Source organism: Bradyrhizobium sp. Ken51, from assembly GCF_055807435.1.
Map to the genome: position 1 here is coordinate 1 of NZ_JBVVPB010000035.1, position 22,379 is coordinate 22,379.

The following is a 22,379-nucleotide window of genomic DNA, read 5'->3' on the forward strand; positions in this document are numbered from 1 at the left end:
TGGGACGATAGTCGTAGCCGCCGACATCCCAATGCACGCGGCCAGTGATGGCGACGCAGTTCGCTCCATCGGCGGTGCAGATGGTTGGCCGGTTGTTCGGCATCGTTACGACAACGCCGGATGCCGGTGCAGGGCCCTTGAGCGGGATCGCAGCACTAGCGTTGGCGACGACAGCCTTGGCCTCCGACCGCGCTTCGGCCTTTGCCTCTGCCCTTGCTTCGACTTTGGCCTTCGCCGTGGCGGCCGTGTTCGCGGCAGTCTGGCTCTGGAGCTTATCGAGCTTCTGCTCCAGCATCTTCAATTGCTGCTTCAGGAGCGCGATCTCCTGCTCGTTGTTGCCTGCCGACTCGGCATGAGCTTGCGATATCATGAGGGCACCGGCGATGCCCAGTGCCGTTGCAAATGCTTTCCTGAGCATTTCACATCCCCTGCTTTCCATGAGACGTCCACCCTCATTCAACAGCCCGAGCGCCAGGATCACATAAACTACGTCGGTCGCTCGGAGCCGTCGTCAATTCCTCCGACGCACACACCTGCAATAACGTTGCGCCGAGTGAGCTCAATGCCGTCGAAGAATTGTCGCACTACTTGACTATAAACTAGACCTTGTGGCCAAGAGCGCTAGACGCGATGCCGATCCTGTCGTGCGCCCCCGTGCTGATCGATGCGACCTTCGCAGGAATTCTCTGTCACATCAAGTATCTGTCGTCATGATTAAAGCGGCTACCGGCGCGATTGCCGACCCACTATAACGAAGGATGCAGAGCAGTTCGAAGAGGCTTGAACCCTCCGTTCAGCGCTCTCGCTCTTGCAGTCTGACATGTTCACTCTTGTGGGTTTGATAATCCCCGTGCTTGTCACGGCCCAGTTTTTCACCGCGAACGGGTTCCTTTACTGTCGCGCGCCTGAATGAATGCCCCTTCTCGAGGTGTTGGGCGATGCGCTCCTTTGCGGCTGCAATGATGCTCTCACGTGCGCGCTCGTCCTTTGGGAACGCGCGTGCTAGCAGCTTCTCGATGATGGCGACTTGCGACCGTGCCGCGACCAGATCGGGATCCCGGGCGGCCGTAGGTCGGTCGGTTACGCGAAATTTCTCCGCGGTCACACGCCAGCGGTTTCGCGGCACCTGCCGCCTTTCCGTTCGCGCACCTCCGGCTGCATCGATGACCTTGATAGTTTTGAGGACGCGCTCGACGCCCTCCCGGCGCAGTTGGATTTGGTCGCCGGGCCCTGCCTTGCTGTCGGCGATCGCCTTTTCCAGACCCACGCCCCACACTTTATGCCGCTGGCCGTTGTCGAGCTCGATGGCCACGTAGGCCGTTGTCTCGGCGTTGCTCCGATTGCCGTAGGGTGCCTGGCCGAAGTCGATCAAACGCCCCGAAATGCCTTTGTCGTAGTCGAGCCTTGCCGTGGGCGCGTCCTTGTCAACATTTGAACGAGTCTCGACCTCACGCGTGCGAGGGTATGTTCGATTCCGGACTTCTCTTCGGTCGGCCAGCGCCTGCCGATCGAGATCGGTCGGCTGATACCCCTGAACTTCGATTCCGCGCGCACCAGCCTCAAGCCAGGCCTCGCGTCGGAATTCCGCGGAGCCGCGGACGTGAAGTGCCTCCCATTTGCGATGTTGTGCCACGCTGACCATGTCCCGGATTACTTCCGCTGCGGCCAGCCGGGTGACCAGTCGATCTTCCGTGATTTTGAAGGCCAGATACTCGCCACGTTCGTCGGCATAGAAGCGCGTTTCCCCGCTATGCCGGTCTCCTCCGGTCTCATTTGAAATGACGTAATATTTGCGACTGATACGCTCGGGGAGCGCATTGTCATCAACTATCGCGGCGGACGACCTCGCAGCCGACTTTGACTTCGCTTGCGCCTGGTCGCCCGGTTCGTTTCTCCCCGGATCGCGCCCGGCGCGACGTTGCCGCTCCAGGCTGAATTCCTCGCCAGCGTCATGCTTGTCGTTCATGCTGCTCACCCTTCTGCCTGCGGCCGACCCGCCGCGGCGGCGGAATGACCTGAGCGTCGATGTAGTTCAGGGTCCAGGCCTTTAACTCGTCTTCGGAGAGCCCTTCGAGGTCCACGTCCACGTCCCCGAAATCGAAACTGGCACCGGCAGGAATGGTGGAGGGGTCGGCCACCTCCTCGTCGGTCGTCGGTCGCGACCGAAATACCATGCGGAGCTCAGCGACTTCGGACCGAAGCTCTTTGATCTCTGCCTCAATCAGCGCATTCGAACGGCCTTTGGCCATCTCCGAAACAGGCGGCGGGAGCAGACGTCGCAGGAAAGCCTTGTCTTCGTAATACACGATCTTGTCGGCGATGACGGGCGGCAGCCCCGAGGCTAGGATGAAGGCTTTGGACCTAGGCAAGAGTTTCAGTTCCTGCGGCAGCATCAGGGCGCGGCGATGCTCGGAGACGGTCTCGCTGGTCGCGCGCCTCGCCAGCCCTTTTGGTCCGCTCCGGCTGCGCGCCTTCACCGTGTCGTAGCCAATGCGCTCTGACAGCTCATTGGCGACATCCTGTTCCTTCGGCGCAAAAACGACCTCGATGGCGTGGTTGGTCATGAAGTTACGGGCGGCGTCCACGCCGTAAATTGCGCGAAGCTGAGCCGGACTTTGGACCACCGTGAGAAGGCGGATGCCGTATCCCGCGATGAAGGCGACCGATTTCGCAAGCACATTGACATTGCCGAGCGCCGGAAACTCATCGAGCAGGAGCAGCACCTTGCGATTGAGTGTGGAATTCTGCTCCGGCAGTTCGCGGGTATTGAGATCGACCACCTGCTGGAAAAACAGGTTGAGAAGCGGCCCCATACGGTCGAGATTGTCTGGCGTGACCCCGAGATAGATCGACATCGGCCGTTGCCGCAGCAGACGCAAATCGAAATCGTTGGTCGATGTCGCTGCATCGATGCGCGGGTTGAGCCAGAGACCCAGCCTTGCGGTAACGGTCTTGCGCACCGAGTTCATGGTGTTTTCGGAAGCGGCTAGAAAGTCATTTAACGCCGTTATGCAAAGCCGCGACAGTGGTGAAGAACCTGACTTGCGCGCGGCGATGAGTTTCTCGAAATGCGCCTTGAGGTCAGGGGCCGCGGACAATTGGTGCAGGATCTCGCCAATCGTGAAGGGCAGGCCAGGCGTTTCCGCGACATAGCCGCCAATCGCCACAAAAGCCGACCGTGCCGCCTCAAACCAGAACGGGTCGCCACGGCTTTCCGCCGGAAACAGCATCACGGCGATGCGCTGCAGATCGTCATAGAGATCGGCGGGATCGCTGCGCACATAACCTAGCGGATTATAGCGTGCCGTGCGGCCACTCTCCTCGAGAGGATCGAACAGATGAACTTCCTGCCCATGCGCTGCACGAAATCCCGCTGAGCGGTCCCAGTTCTCCTTTTTCACATCCAGCACGACAAGTGAATCCGGCCAATTGAGCAAGTTGGGAATGACATAGCCGACACCTTTGCCAGCGCGAGTTGGGGCGTAGACCAGGACATGCTCCGATCCGCCAAAGCAGAGCAGTTTGCCGTCCTTGCGGCCGAGCAGCACGCCCTCCTTCGATCGCAGGCCGGCTGCCTTGATCTCGCGCTCCGAGGCGAAACGGGCGCTGCCGTGAAGCGGCAGAGGACGCTGCCGGAGGATAGCGCCGAGCAGGCCAAAGACGACGATCACCCCCGCTAGGGTTGAGAGTGTCAGCCAGCGGTCAAAGCGTGGGTCAGTGCCGTATCGGAGCCAGCCCGTGGCGATCTCGGACCAATGGACGCCTCCGTCGTGATGCCTGAGCCCGAGCAGCAGCACGTTCGAGGCGACCAACAGAAACAGCCCGATGGCGCCGAGCGCAAGCGCAGCACCGAGCGCTAACCTAGTGGGCGTGGTCGCGTTTGCGAACGGGGTCATAATAGATTTCCGAGATGCGGTAGCGGCCATCGCGCTTCTGCATCTGGACGACGACGTCGACGAGAAGCAGCAGCAGCGAGCGGATATCGTCGCGATGAAGGTCGCGGCCCTCTGCGCTTTCCTTCACCAACAGGGTCAGTTGCTCGAAGGCCAGCCGGGCGCTGTCGGCGTGGACCGTTGTGATGGACCCTGGATGTCCGGAGTTCACGTTCCTCAAATAGAAGAACGCCGTCCCATCCCGAAGCTCCTGCAGCAGGATCCGATCTGGCCGCATCCGCAAGCACGACTCGAGCAGTTCGCGCGGTCCAATCTTGGCGACGCCCTGCCCGTCCTTGGCATAGAGCAGCCGCACGCAATTCTGATGAGGGATGACAAGCTCGGCGGTATCCTCAATCGTGATGAGCCGCTCGTGCGGCGGGATCGCCGCGATCAGCGCCTTGGACAGGGTGGTCTTGCCGGAACCGGTTGCGCCAGAAATGAGAATGTTGCGGCGAGCTCTCACGGCCAGCTCGAGGAACTCGCGCCATGCGCCGGCTTCCTTTAGGGCAAGTAGGCGATGCTCGTCAGGGCTGAGCTCATGACCGGGCACACGAATCTCGTCGAACAGTTTTGCCTGCTCGAAGGCGTCAAGCGTCATGGTCAGGGTCGAGGGCTTGCGGATCGTCAGACTTATCGTCCCGGCCGGCACAGCCGGCGGGACCACGATCTGACAGCGCTCCTCGCCGATCAGGGTCGTCGACACCACTGGATGCTCCGGACCGATGTCCTGGCGGGTGTGACCGGCGGCGGCAGTCGCCAGATGCGACAGATAAGCGTGCGTCAACGCCGGCGCGTCATGCCGGGTCCAACCGCCGGGCCCTTCCACGAGGATCTCGCCAGGGCGGTTGACGACGATTTCGGTCAGGCTCTTGTCCACCAGGTATGGCGCCAGCGGTTCGAGATAGCGCTCCAGGACAAGGCGGCCACCATCGCGTTCAATCAATGCCCCCTGGCTCATTTCGTCACCATAGCCGGGGCCACGATGCCACCACGGATGGTGCGGTCGAGAATCTCGGTCCGGGTCTCGATTCGCCGAAGTTGGTAGACCGACGAGAAATCCACGTCGCGTGCGACAAAGATATTGACGAGTTCTCCCTGATTCTTGTTCAGCGTCGGCGGGATGTTGATCGACTGCTCGACAGCGATAGCGGCGGCCGTATTCGTGGCCCCCGCGGTGTTGTTGATTTGGATGGAGCCGTCCTGCATCTGCTGACGGCCGATCGATGAGGCATCGCTGACGATCGAGAGCAGGAGCGCCGAGCCAAACCGCTCAAAGAAGTGGGTGTCAATGTCACCGTCGAAGCCGGCGCGGCCCAGCGCATCGGTGGCAGGCGAGGACAGGGCTGCAAGCACGCCGGTCGGCGTCTTGGCGCGGGTCCACAGAACGAACAGGCGCTTTGAACCGCGGCGCACATTGCCGCGATACTCGCCAACCACTTGCGTGCCTTTTTCCATCAAGACCACGTTGCCGGAATCAGACATCACGTCGCGTATGACGACGCAGGAGACGAAGCCGGCCACGTCCGAGGACATTGCGGTCTCCAGCACGCACGGGATCGAGGTGCCCTGGGTGACCAGCAGATTGCGGTTGGGAAGCCGCGCGGCGCGCACGCCCTCGATCGGCGTAGGTTTCAGCTTGTCGGCAAGGTCGTTGCGCGGCTCGCCCCGTCCAAACCCATAGGGATCGGCGATGACACTTCCGGTCACGCTATCGCGGGCGGGACGCCCGGAAGAAATCGGCCTGTTATACGCCAGCACTGGGGCGCGCCGGGCGCTCTCCAGCAGCTGGTCGGAGGCGGGCGCCGGCGCCGCTGGCGCAGCTGCGACCGGCGTGGCTGCAATCGAAGCCGTGATGATTGGCGCAGACGGCGGTTCCGGTGCGGGCTCGAACGCCGCCGCCGGCCGGATCATCAGCTTGCGAGCGGATTCGCTCACCGGCTTATCGCTCTTCCAGGTGCTCCAGATGATCAGAAAGGCAAAAGCGGTCAGCGCCAGCGCGCCGAAGCCGCGCTTGAGCATCGCCGTTCGACCATTGTCCCCTCCTCCCACGGGGGTAATGCCGCGGTCGCCGGCAATCGTCTCGTCATCATGCTCGGTCATGTCGCGCCCGCCTATCGTGACTTCAGGGTTGGAGGTGATTTCTTCGCCCGCCGCTCAATCGAGGGGCTGGTGGTTTTGGTGCCCGGATTGATCCCGACCGCGTCGAACGCCTCGTTGAAAATGCAGAGCACGTTGCCTCCTTTGCGCAGACGAAACTCCCGCGCCGTGGCATGAACGACGACGAGTTCGCCGCGGACGTCCTTCGGGACCAGGCTTTCCGAACCGTCGGAGTTGATCAGGTAGATTGCCGGGATTTCGCGGTTGCCCGCGAAGCGGAAGGTGGTCTCTTTGCCGTCGTCGAACACGGCTTCCGGTTCGAGATCGATCGAGCCCTGCGCCGAAAAGCGCCAGTTGCGCGCCCCATAGGCATGGTGCAAGTCGAAGGTCTGCTCGATCAGCGCCCCTTCCCGCTCGGCGCCGTGCGCGGCGGCTTCCATGCGACGGCGCTCCATCTCGTCACCTGGATAGGCGAAGCGGACAACAAAATAGCTGTCCGCCAGCGTGGTCTCGGCGATCGACAATTCGAACTGATAGGAACGCTTGCGGCCGTCAGGACGGGTGGTCACAACCTGCAGATTGGTCGGCGGATGCTTTTCCCGCGGCTTGAGGAATAGGATCGAACCTGCCGGTGCGACTTCCCATGCCACCGAGTCGCCGATCGCGACATGCGCGACCTCCTCGTCATCAGCAAACAAAATCTGGGTTGAAGCCCGGATGACGCCGTTGACCCGCACCACGTTGGCCGGATCGTAAGTGACCGTGCGCACGCGAGCGTCGTGTTGACCAGGTGCCGGCTGCTGCAGCGCCAGCACCGGCCCCGCGAATCCCAGCGAAAAGATCATCAAAAGGACGGAACGTTTCATGGCACAACCTCCGGATCGGCGCGATATTCCGAAACCAGGAAGCCGAGGGGATTGATGAGACGGTCGGCGGAGGACATGGGCGCACTGGCATAGGAGAACGTCAGGGTCGAGACCCAATGGGTGATGCGGGTTTCCTCGCCCTTGCGGCTCTCCTTCATGAACCGTACGGAGGCGACATTGTCGGCCAGGAGCGAGATCGCCTTGATGCGTACGGTGGCGACCCCGAAGCGGCCTTGAACGACCTGCGGGCTTTCGGGATTGGAGCCGCGGTACCACGCCGCGAAACGGGCTTGCTCGCCCGCCCCGGACAGCAAGGAAATGGTTCGGAAGTTAGCTTCAGCCTCCGGATAGCTGTACCCTTCGCGCGCACGCACGTAGCGGCCGATAAAATACTTGGTGACGGCTTCATCGTAGCGCGCCGGCGTCGATTTGAGCGCGGAGACCGTGTCAACGATGCCGGTGGCATTATCTACCCGGATGACGAACGGCTCGACTGTTTTGAGTGGCGCAAGTGCTGCCACCGCACCGACCGAGGCGGCCGCCAATACACAGGCACCCGTGGCGATCACCCATGCCGTTCGGCGCGAACGATAAGCCGACAGCAACAGATCCTGTTCCCACCGGCGCGCGTTGTCGAAATAGGTCTTCAGATCATCCTGCCGGACCATCTCACGCCTCCTTGCCGCAGGCGCGGTAAGAGGTTGCAATGTCCAACCGAGAGCTCGAATTGGCGGTATGGCTGGATGGCGCTGACGGCCCAATCTCGCCCTTGCGGATGATGGGTGCTGGCGGCGACGGTGGATTTGGTGGCTCGGGCGCGGCCAATGGCGTGCCGTTCTCCCAATCCCAAAGTGAACGATTGAGCGGTCGACGCGTCAGACCATCACAGGACGGCGGCCCCTTTGACCAGTTCGCGCACCCCCCAAGCTGCCATGCGATAACGCAAATGATGAATAGTCGACGCCACATCGTTCTGATGCCCCTGTCCTTCTTGTCGCCTGATGCGGTGATCTTTGCTTACGCTGTAGAGCCCTGGGATCGGACCCGCCGCATACTGCCGCCCTGCCGGCTGCCTCTGACTGCGGCGAGACCGCGGCTCGCCGACCAGCGGGCGCCGGCGTAGGCGCCGCCCGCTGCCGCCGTGGCATTGGTAATCAAGGGGCTTGTGACCAGCCGGCTCGCGAGCGATGCCCCTCCCCCGGCAAGACCGCCTGCGATGATCGGCAGTTGCAGCGCGATGTATCCGGACAGGCCGAGCACCGCGCTGATCGCAACTGCGGCCACCACCATCTCGCCGGCTGTGCCCGCATTGGCTGCGAACCTGTCGATGAAGCCGCTGACGGTGCTTAACATCAGTCCGACCAGCGCGACCACCAGCACCAGCAGGATTACGAAATTCGCGACCTGCCGAAGCCAGGCTTCCGTAAACGGCCGCGTCGCCTCAAATAGCCCCAGCGCAATGAAGATCGGTCCGAGCGCGATGACGACGCCAAGACCAACTTTCGCGTAAAGCAGGATGGCAAACTGCAAGAAGGAGCCGACCGCGACGAAGACCAGGAGAATGGCGGCAATCAGCGCCGGCGCGATGTTGGTCAGGCCGGCCTGTTTGTAGATTCTATTGGCGATATCGATTCCTTTGGACAAAAGCTGGTCGAATGGAACTCCGGAACTGGTGTTCAGTCCTGATCCCGCCAAGGCGTTGCCGATTTCCTTGGGCAAGGAGTCGAAGAACAGCCCGGTGACGTATTGCTGGAACGCGCTTGAGTTGGTCGCGAGCAGAACCACAACCACGATCCGCATCGCCCGCCAGGCGAATTCCATGATCGGTTCGGAAATGGCGCCGCGCATCACAGCAAAACCATAGAGGACCACATAGAGCATCACGGCCACGCGCAACGGGCCATCGATATACGACGCGAGATTCGAAACCGACGTAGATACGAATGCCGTAATCGGTTGCTCGAATTCCTTCAGGAAACTGTCAAAGACGTTTATGGCCATCGCGGCGGTCCTTACTTCAGGGCGTCTTCCATCTCTTGGATGGTAATTTTGTTTCGAGCCTCATTGGCATTGATGCAGTTCGGGGTGCTCGCGAACTCTCCCGGATTGTCGCCGCACACATTGAGCGCGATCGCAAGCTCGTCCCGATGGTCGAGATACCAGCCGACCGATTTTGTCTGCTGACTCTTGTCGGCCTCGTTGCAGCCCACAAGAGCTGCGGCTGTTCCGATCAGGATGATGGATGTCTTCAATTTCATTGCAGCGCCGCCTTCATCTCATCAATCAGTTGTTCTTGCTTCTCACGCTCCCGCTGCGCGTCCATGTCCGTGCGGGCCTGCTGGATCATCGCGAGGCCCTGCATCCGGAGCACATCGTTTTGCAGCAGCGCCTGTTCGGCCTGCAGCCGGGCTGACAAATCAAGAGTCTCCTTGACGTCGGTCGCAGTGCTGATGCGGGTTCTGAGTTCTTCAAGGGCGTCGATACGCTGCGAGGCAGTGTCGTACACCGCCTGACCCATGGAGTGCTTGGCGCCGGTCTGCCGCGCGATCCGGTCGAGCTCGCTCTGGTAATACGAATTGCCGCTGTTGCCAGCATAGGCGCGGTTCTGCGACAGGTAGTGGTCGATCGCGTCGGCAAAGTTGCCGCCACCCTGCCCCGCGACGAGACGTTCGATCTCTGAGAAATGTTGGGGCAGCGTTTTCCGGAACTGCGGTGCGTTCAAGAGCGCGCCGATCTCGTTGGCGTTGGTCCGCTTGTTGAAGCTGTCATAGAGCTGCTTAGCCTGGTTTAATTGGTCCTGAGCCACCTTGAGCTGCGACGTCAGGGTATCGACCTGTTTCTTCAGCTCCGTCAGTTGCTCAAATTGCCGCGCGAAGACATTGGGATCGAACACAATCTCCGCTCCTGCAGGTGATCCCATCAGAAGGATCGCCATCGATGCGGAGGCGAGCATCCTCGGTATGCCCTGAACTATCATCGTACGTTCCTCCGCTCCGCGTGAAATACCGGCAGCCACTGGGCCGGATCGTCGCCGACTTCGGTGCGAATGCGGTCGAGCAGTTCGACCGTTTCCGTCCGCCCCGACAGAACGGCGACTGCGTCGTCGAAGCCGCCGAGATCAAGTTCGGCCACCACTGAGTTGTGGCCCTGCTTGACCAGGAACCGCCGGCTTTCGGGCGCGAGCTCCTCCTTGATCAGGCGGAATTCAGTGTCCGTCAGATGGAAGCCGTCGACATAGTCCGATCGTGTCCCCCGCGCGTTCGGGAGGAAGATTTGCGTCGGGCATTGCTCGACAATGGTGTGTGCGATCGGCGAGGCGAGTGCATCCCGGGGCGACTGCGTGCCGAACACCATGACGCCATTCTGCTTGCGGATGGTTTTCAGTTTGTTGTTGGCGAGATCCCGAAATGCCTCGTCGCCGAGTGCCCTCCAGAACTCGTCGATGTCGATGATCAGGCGCCGGCCATCGATCAACCGCTCGACCCGATGGAATAGATACATCATCAGGGGCGTGCGAACGGCCGGATGATCCAGGAGATCAGTCATGTCGAAGCCGATGAACCGGGCCTCTAAGGCGATGGCATCCTGCTCGCCATCCAGCACCCAGCCGAAAGGCGCGCCACGGCACCATCTCTCCAACCGGGCACCAATGCCCTCGCGGTCCTGCTGGCCGAGAAAGGCTCGCAGCGCCCCGAACGAGCGTTCCGCTTGGCGGAGATGACCAAGAGCGCGCAATCCGGAATCGATCTGCTCCTCCTCGGTCACCGTCAGCGGCCGGTTTTCCGGCGTGACGAGTTTCCGGATAAGTGCGCCGAGAAAGGACAGATTCGCTGGCGTCAGCTCCAGCGCCTTGAGCGGCGCGCAGCCGGTCGCTACGCCGTTGTGGAGCGTCAGATAGGTGCCGCCGGCGGCGCGGACGAAAAGTTCCGCGCCACGGTCCTTGTCGAAGAAGACGTAAGTGGCGCCAAGCCGCTCGGCCTGCGAAAGCAGGAAGTTCTGTACGACGGTCTTGCCGGACCCGGACGGGCCGCAGATGAAGGTGTTGCCGAGGTCGCCGTGATGGAACGAGAAGTAGAACGGCGAGCCGGACGCAGTCTTGAGCATCGCAACCGCCGGTCCCCAATGGTTACCGGCAGCCCTCCCGGTGGGATAGGTGTGAAACGGGGAAAACGCCGCAAAGTTGCGGGAGCTGATCGCCCCAGTCCGTGCCCGATATTTGAACAGGCCAGGCAGCTGCGCCCAATAAGCCGCTTCAAGTCCAAGATCTTCGCGCGCGACCACGCTACCGGCATCCGCCAGTGCTCGCCGCGCTACGCTCATCTGTTCCTGTAGCTGGGAAGGCGTCTCCGCGTAAATCAGCAGCGAGAGGTGATGATCGCCGAGCGCGAACCTATTGGATTCGAGATCGTCGAGCGCGTCAGCGAGTTCGTCGATTTGCGAGGCCGCCGGATCCTGAGCCGACACCAGCTGGTTCTGCTTGCGCGTCAGGACCGTCTTGGCGTCAGCCTTGGACAAAAACGCGAAGGATTGCGTGAGGATGATCTCGAATGGCGCGGAAAGCAGCGCGTTCAACAGGCCAGGTCTGGTGGACGCCGGATATTCCTTGATCCCGAACATGCCAGCGAAGCGCGATCCGCCGGCACCCCGGATTTCGATGGCTTCGCGGCCGAAGATGACACGGTTTGAATAGAGCGCGGGGCCGATCGGTCCTTGCGGCAAAGCGACCGGCATCCACTCCCCGCTTGTGATGGCGTGGAGCAGTTCCATAGGTTCTGAAAACACGATCCCGTTGCGCTCGACTAATCCCATGGTCTGGGCACCGTAACGCTCCAGTGCCGCGACCATGTCCCGCCTGGCATCCTCGAGCCGCTTCAAGGCATCGCTGTCGACCTCGAGGGAATGCCCAGCGTTTCGGCCAAGCTGCTTGAAGAACGCCGCGGCCACGTCCGTGGTGGCACGACCGGGATGCCAGACCAGGGTCAGATAGAGATCGTTGCGAAAGAGCGCCTCGTTGCGGAGCCGGTTGCGATATTGCGCGTCGAGCGTGGCTGCAAATGTCGAGCGGAACGCACCGGCCGGGTAGTCCGACGTCCGGCGGCGCACCAGATGGGTCCATAGCGCCAGCCGTGGATCCGCCACGTTACGGAGGGTCAGGTTCAGCTTGGCGTGAAGGTCGTTCATATCCGCAGTCTCGGCGGTTTCGAACGAAGTGCCGTCAAGCCTGATCACCGTGAGCAGCGCTCGTGTCGTGAGACTGATCACCGTATCCGTGACATGCCGGCCGAACGGCAGGTACACGTCAGGCCCGATCTCTCGGGTCTTCAGCGCTGCGTTACGCATAGCCAAGGTCTCTTGTTCGATATCGCCGAACGAGCTTGAGCGGCGTGCAGGACGATCCGCCCCAAAATGACGCGTTGCGCGTGCGCCCTCGCGTCTCGATCCAGGCAAGCAGAATCCGGAACATGTTCGGGTCGTGGCGGCAGATGATGCGGCAAAGACCATGGATCGGAATCGCGATCAGGCCGTAGAGAATGCTGCCAGCCACCAGAAACAGGATGCAGGAGAACATCACATTGAGCGCCATGGCTTCCATGGTGACGCCGGCAATCATGGCCGGACGCGTGCAGGCCAAAAACAAGGTGTCCTCCGTGAGACGCGCGGCCTCGGTCATTAATGACCCCCAGTCAAGGTCGAAACCACCTCGGAGGCGCCGAACGTGATGGCCACACCGAGCACGACATAGGCGGCCTTGCGCAGATCGAGGTAACCGAACATCCAGGCGATGCCGACGATGATGACGGCCAGCGTCGCTAGCAGGCGGGCGACGTTGCCGGTCAGCATGTTGACGATGTTCTGCAGCACGCCTTCGATGTTCGCGGTCTGCGCAAACGCGGGCTCGACCAACGCGATGCTGAGAACGGCGCCCATGCAAAGCAGGGCAGCGGAGTGTTTAAGAAAAGTCATGGCACGGCTCCGAGTGGCACTGCAGCCGGACCCCAGCCCGGACCGCGGTTGAGTTGAGATCAAAAACGGCGATCCTCATCGTTCGTAAACAAAGGCTGACGTGCCTATTCCCGAGCGATAGACGTCCCAGGGCCGGCGCTCGCTGGTAGAGGCTGCGGGTGGATTGCTTGTCGTATCGCCGGTGGGGCGAGCGCGGCCGGTAGAAGCAATCGGCTCGATACGAGGCTCCGAGACTTGACCGGAAGCCTTCGGTGCGAAGCTCGCGACGACCTCGGCGACCGCCTGGTCGCGGTCTGCGCGTTTTAGGCTCGCCGCTTGCAGTCGTGTGTCGAACAATCTGCCAAGGCCGGCAATGTGCTGGCACGCATCGAAGGTGGTACTAGCCGTCAGTCCGGCCTTCCTTGTTTCCTCAGCATCAAGTTGAGCGAGCCCCGTTCGGACCTTCTGACCGGAGGCGATGGCCTCGGTCGCGAGCTGGATGGCTTCGTCACGATCAGTGGCCTGAATCGGAATCGGTTTGCGCCCCTGAATGGTGATGAGCAGCGGTTCGAACGAGCTCGCCTGCCGCACGATTGCCGTCAGCGGCCGGACCATTGCCGTCGGGGCACATCGCTCGGCCAGAGCTGCGAATGCAGCTGGATCCATGGTTGAGAGCCTTCTTGTCAGGAGCTGAGACGTTAGATCTAGGCTGCGATCGCCAGGCTTGATGGCGCGTCAATTGCACACCCCGAAATCTGCCCGGCCGCTCGGATCGTGCCGAGAGCCTCTTCGGTGATCGGCAACAATCCAGCGACGGCATTGGTCGAGCCGATTTGGCGAGGCATGCCAAGGCGATCGAGATGCCATCCTGCTCGGCGCAGGATGCGTTCCATGCGCACGTCAGTAACCGTTGCGATGGCCTGAAGATTGTGCTGCTGCCCCCATTCGATCATGGCTGCAAACAGCAGGAACGTCGCTTTGCGCAGACCATTCTCTACTGTCGCCGCCGCACTTTTGGTGTCAACGCAGAAGCGCGAGCTCTCCCAAATTCTGGCCGCCCTCGGCGCCGCGTTACCATCGAGCAACACCGGGAACGTATCGGCCAGCATGTTGCGTCCGGTGGTGGGCAGCAGGCGAACACAGCCCACAACGTCGTTCTGCTCGAGCGCCATGAGATAAGTTGGCTTGAAGGTGTCGTACTGATCGATCTCCATTCCGTTGCAGACAGAGACGTCCCAGTCGAGCCGTTCCTTGAACACACGCCCTCGCAGGCGGTGCATTCCCATTGCCAGTTCAGAATCCTGCAGCAGCGCCGCACGCGTGCGAACAATGACCTTCATTCTTAACCTCAAACTTACGAATCACAGCTTCGAGATCAAGAAAGCAGTCGCGGTCACGGCGTTGCGCTGTCAGTTCTGACAGGGCGCTATGGGTTCTGTTGGTCCCGAACCGCATTCGCAAGGCGCGGTCATCCGCGCGCACTTTGGAAGCTGTATAAGTTCCGTGATGCGCAGGTCTGACAGCGCAGGGAATGAAATTCCTTAGCCTCCACCACGTGGAGAAAATATTTTGTTGGGTGGCTGCAGTCAGAGGTTGTTCTCCTCCGTCGTATGTTCGCGTTGCTGCTGTAGGTTTGATAGGCGATATCCAATTGTTCGTGCCGCAAAGCTGCCGCAACGTCGCAATAAATGCCTGCACGTGGAGCGCGAATCATCAGGATATGCGCGTTGTGGGAACTAAGAAAAGACTGAAGTGGCGCAATGAAAGACGTCAAAAGAGCATGCGATGAATTCGTCGATTGTCTGCACGCTGCTCATACGGAAGATGATTTTCGGCGTGTTGCGGAACGAGCTGCGCATGCCCTGGGATTCCGGTGGTTTGCCTATTTTGGTCAGCGCGCCAATGGCCCCATTCTGATCTCATCCTATCCGAAGAGCTGGACCAGCCACTATTTTCGCGAAGGCTATCACAACATCGATCCCGTTCTTCAGGAGCCGCGAAACACGAGCCGTGTGTTCCTGTGGGATGGACGTGAGGCGCGAAGCGCAAAGTCGGCGAAAGAGCGCCGCCTGTTCGATGATGCGCTCAGCTTCAAAATAAGGACCGGCCTGACCATTCGCATTCCCTCAAGCCAAAATCGGTTCGCGGCGTTCACGCTGGCGGTGGATGAGCGCAGCCTTGGACTCGATCGCTTCGTCGAGAGCTCGCAAGATATGTTGCAAATGGTGGGGCTCACCTACCATGCCCATGTGAGCGCTGCCGGAATTGGACGGACGCCTCGGTATGCTCAGCAGGTCTACACCTTGACCCAGCGTGAAAGGCAATGCTTGGGGTGGATCTCCGAGGGCAAGACGATGCAGGATATTGCCCAGCTCCTCGGTGTTCGCCCGCGGGGTGTAAAATTTCATCTGGACAATGCCCGGCGGAATCTTGCTGCATTAACCCTCCCGCACGCTGTGGCTCTCGCTCTTCGGCAAGGATTGCTCCCGTAATGCGCAAAACAGCCGTCCAACTTGTAAGATGTGCCCAAAATCGACCGATCAATCGGGATGGGAGACTGGGCGGTTGCACTCAGGGCGCGGGATCCTTTGGCACATAACCACGGCGCCTTTTGCGGACGAGCCACGCCTCCAGCGCTTCGACGGCCTGGACCCTCCCGGCAAACAGATCCATCCGCCGGCGGCCGCGGTGGCCGAGACGCCCCCATTCGCGCACCAACGCCGTATCACCGAACAGAGTCGGTTCGATCGTGAGTACATAGAACCTGGCCATATTGCAGGCCGGATCGGACCGTTGGAGCACGAGGTATGGCACTGTGAGTTCTGACATGCGTAAGAATCGCAACTGTCGAAACCAGCGTCCAATTAATTTATCGAATCGATCAGGCCTCTCGATTCAGAAGTTTAATAGGGGTGATGAAAGCCATTGAGGTGTTCAGCGACCGGTCTCCAAAACTATAGGGTGTTGTGCGCCTCTGACTGCGAAGAAAGTGGGCCGTCGCCCTGCGGGTCGGGCTGGAGGCTGCGCTGAAGCCCCGCGAGCGGGTCTTCCCCCCTTACGGGCTGCCATCCCTGACGCGAAACGGCCCGAGTCCCCGAACAAGACAGCTGCTGAGTCATCGAAAGCTACGGCATATTCGCGTCGGACCTTTCGCAGAGCAACCTCCAGGTGGGCAAATCCACTTTCGCTCCCGACAAAAGGACGGCGGCAGTTCTCGCTCTCAATCAGACTAACACTGCGTCCGCTGGACGAAAGATGTGCGCCCTGGCTCGCCATGCTTTTCGGTGATGGACCAACCCCGCTCGCTAATGGGCTTTCCTTGGTTCTGGCACGGCCTTCCACGATCGACCCACAAGGGGTTCGCTACGCAAGCGTGCGACCTCTCCGGCTTCGCCTACGAGGTGACCGCAGCCGCCCCCGAACACGTCGGCGCCTGTCGAGCGGGGATGGTCCCCGCCGCAAGACGGATGCCTTTCAATGTCGCACAATCTCACCCTCGCTCAGAACCACGCCTTCGATCTTGACCGCACGCTGATGGTGCCGGTCATCCTTTTCCAGGCTGAGAGCGAGTTCGGCGTGATGGTCTCCAGCGAATACGACGGCGACCAGGACCCCATCGTCCATGAATACGACCCCTGGTGCCCGGCTCATTGAGCCGGGTGACCGGTTGCCGCTGGCGCCATGCCGGCTGCAAGGGAAGCTTCGCCGCGCCAGCTATCTGACAAATTCGACAGCTTGTCCGCGCGCCCTTGCGCCCGGCAGGCTTCGCGGCCGGTCGGAAGTGTGCCGCAAGGCCAGGAACAAGTGAGACCAATAGAAGAAGGGGCCCGGTCGTTGCCTGCGCAGCGACGGTGCAAGCAATGAACAAGAGAGCAATCGAGGAGCTGCGCGAAAAAGTTGGCTGCGCAGCTCTGCTGGAGAAAGACGGCTGGAAGGTCGACCTCAAAGAAAGTACCCGGCGTGCGATCAAGTACCGCCGCGACGCCAACATCATCATCGTTATCCACCAGGGCCGTGGCTGGTTCGATCCCTTGTCGCCGGCTAAAGGGGACGTGTTTTCGCTTGCCGAACACCTCGGCGCCGACGGTTTCGTCGAGGCGTATAACCGTGTTGCGGATGTGGTTGGATTCGTCCCCTGCGCACCAGCGTGGCAGCGGCCGGCAAGGACCAAGGCCCTCGCGTCCGTTGCAGAACGGTGGAAACGTCGTTTCAGACCGCGCCCCGGCTCCCCAGCCTGGCGCTATCTGACCTGTGAGCGGCGACTGCCGGCGGGCATCGTGAAGCACGCAGTCGCGAGCGGCCGGTTGCGAGAGGGCCCTCAAGGCAGCATTTGGGCGGCGCATAGTGATTCTGCTGGAGCACTCACAGGCTGGGAGGAACGTGGACCGACATGGCGGGGCTTCGCCACGGACGGCAGCAAGGAGCTTTTTCGTTTCGGGTCGAAGGAGGCTGAGCGGATCTGCATCACCGAGGCGGCGATCGATGCCATGAGTCTCGCCGCGATCGAGGTCCTGCGCTCTGACACCCTTTATGTCAGCACCGGCGGCGGTTGGTCGCCCGCGACCGATGGGGCCATCCGCGGCTTGGCCAAGCGCACCAACGCTTGGCTCGTGGCAGCAACCGACAACAATCGGCAGGGTGAGGTCTATGCCGACCGTATTCGTGCCATCGCCGCCGAAGCAAGTGCGCTGTACGCCAGATTGCGGCCGTGTGCCGGCGACTGGAATGAGGATTTAAGGGCCTGACGGCCACCTGATGCGGCTCGCGAGGGCGGCGCGCAGGCTGCGTGGCTGCACCGCGAAGGTCTCCGCATGAGTGGGTCTCTGAAGCCTCGGTGTTGAGCAAAGGAAAAAGCAGATCGAACGATGAGGGAGAGAAGATGAAATGAGGCGCTGCCGCACGCCCGGCCGCCGCGTCAAGGGTGAAGCTTCGCCCGCGTTCCGCGGCCCTTGACCCGCCGGACCTGCGATGCGGCCGGCGAGGAGGTGTGATGAAGGACTGAAGTGACGAAGGGATCAGGCGGATGGCTCGCGCTGTCAGTCCGATCAGGCCAAGAGGAGCCGCCCATGCACACCTCCCCCAGCATCCGCAAAGTCTTCGAGGGCGTGACGCGCCACGAGATGCACCGCTTTCAACCGCCATCGTGGCGACCCCGCGACGGCCGAAGAAGGCCAGCATCTCTTCGCCGGTGAGTGGTTTGAGATCAACGAGCGGGAGCACGACTACATCCTCGAGATCCTGCCGCCGCTGTTCATGCGCGCCGACATGTTCGCGATGCGCGAATTCATGAACGGCAGCGTCACCAGCATCTTCTTCGCGCTCATCATAGACGGCAGGCGACGTTGGTTCCACGGCTATTGCGACTTGTCGGCCCCGGTTCGCCCGAGCCGATGAAGGCAGAGATCATTAAGCGCGAATCGCGGCCGGTCCGCGCCATGACGCGCGACGAGCGGCTTGAGCACATCTGGTCGAGCACGCATGACGATTATCGCGGCTATGCCGGCGAGCGCTGGCCCGCGCCGATGCGCGGTCGCCGCACCGTGCTTGTCTGCGCCCCTCCGCGGGGCACGGTCCTGAAGCTTCTCGACGACCTCTGCGAGGCGGAGATCGCGGCCAAGCTGCCGGTGCAGCTCCGCCATCTGCCGGAGACGGTCGCGGCCTAGCCTGACCCTTCCCTTCCCGACCCCGAGCAGCCCGGCCACGCGCCGGGCTTCGCGTTTCCACATCCGGCTGTCGCGCCGGCCCTCCCGTCAATCCAGCAACGCCATGCCGTCCGTCGCGGCTCGCGGCGGCGGACGGCCGCGCGTGGAGGAGGCGCGCCGCCAGACGCAGCGCCAGCTCGACATGATCGACCGGCAGATCATCCGACGCATGACGACGCTGATCCCGCAGCTCGGTCGCAAGCGCTCGGGATACCGCCGCGGCATGCCGCCCGACCCGAGTGCGTTCCTCGAACGTCACCGTTCGAAGCTTGCGGCGATCACCGCAGAGCGCCAGCCGGAGATCGATGCGCTCTCGCGTAAGCTCGCCCGGCAGGATGCCGCAATCGATACGCTGCAGGCTCGATGCGCGTCTAAGTCTGGCCCCGCTCGTGACGACCCGGAATGCACATCGCGCGGACGAATGTCGCACTCCGGTCGTCTGGGGAAGCAGCATGGCACCGCGGCATAGCAGGACCAACCGACCTTGCGGCTCGCTCAGGCGAACGTCTCGATCATGGCGCTGCGGCGGCGGTCTGCCAGGGCGAACCTTTCGGGTATCGCCGCCCGGCCCGTACTCTGTCGCCTCTCCCCTCGGGTTTGCTGCGGTCTACGCCCCCGGCGGTCCGCTTCAAGGCCAAGTCGCAAGCAACCGGAGACCGCCGATCTCGGCAAGGCCCGGCCGCGTCCGGCGCAGGGCCCAGTAGCGTGGCCCCGCTTGTCCGCAACCGAACCTCGCTCGCCTGGCGGTGCCCGGACCTTGAAGCGGCCCTCATCCCGGCGGCGCCGGGCGACCGCACCCGAGGGGAGAGCCGGCAGGGGCCGGACCGAACCCGACGGCGAAACCAGAAAAGGACTTCACCATGACCAAGACCGCTCGCGCACCCCGCACCAACGCCCGCGTCATCCCGCTTCGCCGCGGCACCACCATCGAAATGATCCGGCTCGTTTGCCCGGACGCAGCCCAGGCCACCCGCATCGCCGAGAGCTTCGGCCTCCCCGTCCTCGACGGTGACGCCATCTGCGACCTGCATCAGCGGCTCATCAGCGAGACCGCCGACGCGCTCGGCGAAGGCCTCAACGAACGCGCCATGCAGATCCACCTGCAGCGAATCGTCGGCTCCTATGTCGGCTCAGCCCACGGCGCCGGGCAGTTCTACAGCCGCGCCGTCACCGAAGCGCGCGAGGCGACGGCAAAGCTCGCCAACGACACGCGCGACGAGGACCTCGACGGACCTGTCGGGTTCGAATCCGCGGCCCAGCGCAAGCGCGAATTCGCCGCCGAGGTCGCCGTTCAGGCACACGCACTGCGCATGGCGGCCGAAGGCGCCGCCGCAGCCTACGAGCACGTCGTCGGCGAGAGCTGGAAGCCGTTCGAGCGCCAGCCCGACCAGCCGGCCGAAACCGTCAGCCGCAAGGCGGCCGAGGTTCAGATGGCGGCGTTCGGGTGACGCCGCCGGCGGGGCTTCGGCCCCGCCATTCTCTTTCACGATCGGATATCGGCCGGTCCCTGCGGGCCGGCCTTTTTCATGTCGCACATCGCGACGGCGCAAACGAGCAAAGAGAAATGACCCGGGATCGAGCGCACGTCGCGGCCCGTACCGGCTTTCGGTCGATGCTCCGGCCGGCGCGGCAGCGCAACGGCTTTGCCGTCCTCCACTGCGTTCCGGTCCGGCGTCTCTCCCCTCACCCCGACCACCAGCGTCACCGGATGCGCGACCGCGCAGGCCTTCGCAGCGGACCGCCGTGACGGGCCGCGACAGGCGCGGCCTCCAACGGAGGTTAGAATCATGACTGGGAAGGAAACCAAACCCTGCGCCGACATCTATGCGCGGATCACCGATCGCATCGTCGCAGACCTGCAGCGCGGTGTGCATCCGTGGGTCAAGCCGTGGAATGCGGCCAACGCGGCTGGGCGCATCACGCGCCCGCTGCGTCACAACGGCATGCCCTACCAGGGCATTAACGTCGTGCTGCTGTGGTCGGAAGCGGTCGCGCGCGGCTTCACGTCATCGATCTGGATGACGTTCAAGCAATCACTCGAGCTCGGCGGCCATATCCGCAAGGGCGAGAGCGGAACGATGGTGGTCTACGCCAACAAGATCACCAAGACCGAGACCGACGAGCATGGCGACGAGGTCGAACGGACCGTTCCGTTCCTGCGCGCCTATACCGTGTTTTGCGTCGATCAGATCGACGACCTGCCGGATCACTATTACGGGCGCCCGGCGCCGACCATCGCGCCGGCGCAGCGCATCGCGCATGTGGACGCCTTCTTCGCCAACACCGGCGCGACCATCCGGCATGGCGGTGACAAGGCTTTCTTCGCACCATCGCTCGACATCATCCAGGTGCCGCTGTTCGAAAGTTTTCGTGACGCCGAGAGCTACGCCGCCACGCTCGCGCATGAATGCGTGCATTGGACTGCGCCAGCGCATCGCGTCAATCGCGATCTCAGCCGCTACGCAAAGGATCGCAGCGAGCGCGCCCGTGAAGAGCTGGTTGCGGAACTTGGCGCGTGCTTCCTCAGCGCGGACCTTGGTATCGTGCCCGAACTCGACCCGCGTGCCGATCATGCGAGTTACCTTGCATCGTGGTTGGAGGTGCTGGCCAACGACAGGCGTTTTATCTACAGCGCGGCCGCCCACGCGCAACGCGCGGTGACTTACCTGCACGGTCTTCAGCCCGAGCCGGCCGAGATCGACCAAGCGGCATGAGGCGCAACGATCCGTGTCTCGGCCGCTTGCGCTCATCGTTCACCTTTCTAGACAATGACGAAGGCCTCATCTCACGGCGGGGCCGCTCTTTTGTGCGGCGTCATGCCTGTGCCGGCGACTGGAGAGGCGGCGCTTCCCATCCCGACGGCATAGGCGAGATGCGCCGGGCGGGTTCTTCTGGCTTCCGAGATGCCCGTCTGTTTCTGGGCGAGCGTCTTTCCGAAGCCGCAGAAGGCTGGTGTCATCACGATACGATAGTCCGGGGTTGTTATTGCGTCCGCTGGACTGGCGGAAAGCTTACGCGACGCGCGCGAGTGCCTTTCACCGATGCGCCGTCGTCGTGCGGTGTGGCTTGCCTGTCGCTCAGCCGTATCCTCATCGTTCGGCCTGTCGCGGCCAATGCGTCCTCGATTTGGCATGTCTAACCGAAGGCCGTCGTCGCTGCGCTCCGCCTCGATCAAAAGACCGCAACGGCCGTTCTCGGCTTTCTTCCCCTGGTCGCTGCGCGCCCATTCCTCGCGAGACAAGAAAGCCTCCCCCTGGCCGCCCTCTACTGCGTGGCGGCCCTTCGGGTGCGGTCCGATCGCCTCCGGTCAACGACAGCCATCGAGGTCGCGATGGTCGCGGCCCGAGAACGAAAGAGGACACGAACATGGCTACCATCGGCAACTTCACCGTCAACGGCAACGGCTTCGTCGGCACCGTCAAGACCCTCGCTCTAGGCACCGTCAAGACCAAGATCGTTCCGGCCGAACGCACTTCAGACAAGGCCCCAGACTACCGCATCTTCGCGGGCGCGAACATCGAGTTCGGCGCCATGTGGAAGAAGAAGTCCCAGGACACGGGCCGCGAGTACCACTCGGTCAAGCTGGACGACCCGAGCTTCCCGGCTCCGATCTACGCGACGCTGGTCGAGGTCGACGGCGAGGAAGGCCACTCGCTCATCTGGTCTCGCCCGAGTCGCGACTGAGACGCCGCGCAGGTGGCCCCGCCGCGAGGCGGGGCCTTCACCCGTAGGCGGAAAGGAGAAACGATTTTGAACGCGCGCGTAAAGTCGACAAGCGCTGCCTCATCGTGCCGCCTATCCCTTCATGGATAGCTGATGGGGAGGCCGGAAGGGCC

At 62.4% G+C, this 22,379-nt stretch carries 24 protein-coding genes and 2 pseudogenes; 8 read left to right on the forward strand and 18 right to left on the reverse strand.

Features of this window, described 5'->3' with window-relative positions; genetic code table 11:
* From AC0L27_RS34885 to AC0L27_RS34955, 15 genes and pseudogenes are all read right to left on the reverse strand, one after another.
* Positions 1–418 (reverse strand): annotated as a pseudogene (locus AC0L27_RS34885) (porin); the annotation flags it as partial.
* Between the two features lie 375 nt (positions 419–793).
* The gene (locus AC0L27_RS34890) at positions 794–1,966 is read right to left on the reverse strand and encodes an LPD7 domain-containing protein (RefSeq protein WP_473322257.1); all 1,173 of its coding nucleotides are present in this window, start codon (positions 1,964–1,966) and stop codon (positions 794–796) included.
* Positions 1,950–3,797, reverse strand: coding sequence for a type IV secretory system conjugative DNA transfer family protein (locus AC0L27_RS34895; RefSeq protein WP_473322259.1), 1,848 nt, complete (start codon positions 3,795–3,797; stop codon positions 1,950–1,952). The genes AC0L27_RS34890 and AC0L27_RS34895 overlap by 17 nt, the downstream gene beginning before the upstream one ends.
* Positions 3,798–3,861: 64 nt before the next feature.
* The gene (gene virB11 / locus AC0L27_RS34900) at positions 3,862–4,893 is read right to left on the reverse strand and encodes a P-type DNA transfer ATPase VirB11 (protein ID WP_473322260.1); all 1,032 of its coding nucleotides are present in this window, start codon (positions 4,891–4,893) and stop codon (positions 3,862–3,864) included.
* A complete protein-coding gene (virB10, locus tag AC0L27_RS34905; RefSeq protein ID WP_473322261.1) occupies positions 4,890–6,035 on the reverse strand; it encodes a type IV secretion system protein VirB10 in 1,146 nt (381 codons plus the stop codon). The genes virB11 and virB10 overlap by 4 nt, the downstream gene beginning before the upstream one ends.
* A gap of 11 nt (positions 6,036–6,046) precedes the next feature.
* Complete coding sequence (gene virB9 / locus AC0L27_RS34910) at positions 6,047–6,898, reverse strand: P-type conjugative transfer protein VirB9 (protein WP_473322264.1); 852 nt, start codon at positions 6,896–6,898, stop codon at positions 6,047–6,049.
* On the reverse strand, positions 6,895–7,566 hold the full coding sequence (locus AC0L27_RS34915; protein ID WP_473322266.1) for a VirB8 family type IV secretion system protein: 672 nt from the start codon (positions 7,564–7,566) through the stop codon (positions 6,895–6,897). Before AC0L27_RS34915 ends, virB9 begins: the two co-directional genes overlap by 4 nt.
* A 349-nt stretch (positions 7,567–7,915) precedes the next feature.
* On the reverse strand, positions 7,916–8,899 hold the full coding sequence (locus AC0L27_RS34920; RefSeq protein ID WP_473322267.1) for a TrbL/VirB6 family protein: 984 nt from the start codon (positions 8,897–8,899) through the stop codon (positions 7,916–7,918).
* Positions 8,900–8,910: 11 nt separating this feature from the next.
* The gene (locus AC0L27_RS34925; RefSeq protein WP_377830916.1) at positions 8,911–9,156 is read right to left on the reverse strand and encodes an EexN family lipoprotein; all 246 of its coding nucleotides are present in this window, start codon (positions 9,154–9,156) and stop codon (positions 8,911–8,913) included.
* Positions 9,153–9,851 (reverse strand): TrbJ/VirB5 family protein, encoded by a 699-nt coding sequence (locus tag AC0L27_RS34930; protein WP_473322269.1) that lies wholly within the window; start codon positions 9,849–9,851, stop codon positions 9,153–9,155. Before AC0L27_RS34930 ends, AC0L27_RS34925 begins: the two co-directional genes overlap by 4 nt.
* A 20-nt stretch (positions 9,852–9,871) precedes the next feature.
* Positions 9,872–12,238, reverse strand: coding sequence for a VirB4 family type IV secretion/conjugal transfer ATPase (locus AC0L27_RS34935; protein ID WP_473322272.1), 2,367 nt, complete (start codon positions 12,236–12,238; stop codon positions 9,872–9,874).
* Positions 12,231–12,569, reverse strand: a complete 339-nt coding sequence (locus AC0L27_RS34940; RefSeq protein ID WP_473322273.1) for a VirB3 family type IV secretion system protein — start codon at positions 12,567–12,569, stop codon at positions 12,231–12,233. The genes AC0L27_RS34935 and AC0L27_RS34940 overlap by 8 nt, the downstream gene beginning before the upstream one ends.
* Complete coding sequence (locus tag AC0L27_RS34945) at positions 12,569–12,862, reverse strand: TrbC/VirB2 family protein (protein ID WP_473322274.1); 294 nt, start codon at positions 12,860–12,862, stop codon at positions 12,569–12,571. Before AC0L27_RS34945 ends, AC0L27_RS34940 begins: the two co-directional genes overlap by 1 nt.
* Positions 12,863–12,937: 75 nt before the next feature.
* A complete protein-coding gene (locus AC0L27_RS34950; RefSeq protein ID WP_473322276.1) occupies positions 12,938–13,507 on the reverse strand; it encodes a lysozyme family protein in 570 nt (189 codons plus the stop codon).
* A 38-nt stretch (positions 13,508–13,545) separates the two neighbouring features.
* A complete protein-coding gene (locus AC0L27_RS34955) occupies positions 13,546–14,181 on the reverse strand; it encodes an acyl-homoserine-lactone synthase (protein WP_473322277.1) in 636 nt (211 codons plus the stop codon).
* A 420-nt stretch (positions 14,182–14,601) separates the two neighbouring features.
* Between AC0L27_RS34955 and AC0L27_RS34960 the strand changes: the two genes are divergently transcribed.
* Positions 14,602–15,333 carry an autoinducer binding domain-containing protein gene (locus tag AC0L27_RS34960; RefSeq protein WP_473322279.1) on the forward strand — a complete coding sequence of 244 codons (732 nt, stop codon included), beginning with the start codon at positions 14,602–14,604 and terminating at the stop codon, positions 15,331–15,333.
* Positions 15,334–15,412: 79 nt separating this feature from the next.
* Here AC0L27_RS34960 and AC0L27_RS34965 read toward each other — a convergent pair whose 3' ends face one another.
* The gene (locus AC0L27_RS34965) at positions 15,413–15,670 is read right to left on the reverse strand and encodes a WGR domain-containing protein (RefSeq protein ID WP_377830905.1); all 258 of its coding nucleotides are present in this window, start codon (positions 15,668–15,670) and stop codon (positions 15,413–15,415) included.
* Positions 15,671–16,318: 648 nt separating this feature from the next.
* Between AC0L27_RS34965 and AC0L27_RS34970 the strand changes: the two genes are divergently transcribed.
* From AC0L27_RS34970 to AC0L27_RS34990, 5 genes and pseudogenes are all read left to right on the forward strand, one after another.
* The gene (locus tag AC0L27_RS34970; RefSeq protein WP_473322281.1) at positions 16,319–16,495 is read left to right on the forward strand and encodes a hypothetical protein; all 177 of its coding nucleotides are present in this window, start codon (positions 16,319–16,321) and stop codon (positions 16,493–16,495) included.
* 206 nt (positions 16,496–16,701) lie between these two features.
* Complete coding sequence (locus AC0L27_RS34975) at positions 16,702–17,586, forward strand: DUF3991 domain-containing protein (RefSeq protein ID WP_473322282.1); 885 nt, start codon at positions 16,702–16,704, stop codon at positions 17,584–17,586.
* 321 nt (positions 17,587–17,907) lie between these two features.
* Positions 17,908–18,504, forward strand: a pseudogene (locus AC0L27_RS34980) (DUF1419 domain-containing protein).
* A gap of 103 nt (positions 18,505–18,607) precedes the next feature.
* On the forward strand, positions 18,608–19,012 hold the full coding sequence (locus tag AC0L27_RS34985; protein WP_473322283.1) for a hypothetical protein: 405 nt from the start codon (positions 18,608–18,610) through the stop codon (positions 19,010–19,012).
* Positions 19,013–19,403: 391 nt separating this feature from the next.
* Entirely contained in the window at positions 19,404–19,991 is a 588-nt protein-coding gene (locus AC0L27_RS34990; protein ID WP_473322285.1) for a hypothetical protein, read from the forward strand.
* 35 nt (positions 19,992–20,026) lie between these two features.
* Here the strand turns inward: AC0L27_RS34990 and AC0L27_RS34995 are convergent, their stop codons facing one another.
* A complete protein-coding gene (locus tag AC0L27_RS34995) occupies positions 20,027–20,248 on the reverse strand; it encodes a hypothetical protein (protein WP_473322287.1) in 222 nt (73 codons plus the stop codon).
* An 82-nt stretch (positions 20,249–20,330) separates the two neighbouring features.
* Here AC0L27_RS34995 and AC0L27_RS35000 point away from each other — a divergent pair, with 82 nt between their 5' ends.
* Positions 20,331–21,257 (forward strand): ArdC family protein, encoded by a 927-nt coding sequence (locus AC0L27_RS35000; RefSeq protein ID WP_473322290.1) that lies wholly within the window; start codon positions 20,331–20,333, stop codon positions 21,255–21,257.
* 71 nt (positions 21,258–21,328) lie between these two features.
* On the opposite strand, the gene AC0L27_RS35005 is transcribed toward AC0L27_RS35000, so the two are convergent.
* Positions 21,329–21,784: a hypothetical protein gene (locus AC0L27_RS35005; protein ID WP_473322292.1), complete on the reverse strand. Its 456-nt coding sequence runs from the start codon at positions 21,782–21,784 to the stop codon at positions 21,329–21,331.
* Between the two features lie 125 nt (positions 21,785–21,909).
* Here AC0L27_RS35005 and AC0L27_RS35010 point away from each other — a divergent pair, with 125 nt between their 5' ends.
* Complete coding sequence (locus AC0L27_RS35010) at positions 21,910–22,227, forward strand: DUF736 domain-containing protein (RefSeq protein ID WP_060913221.1); 318 nt, start codon at positions 21,910–21,912, stop codon at positions 22,225–22,227.
* Positions 22,228–22,379 lie beyond the last annotated feature (152 nt).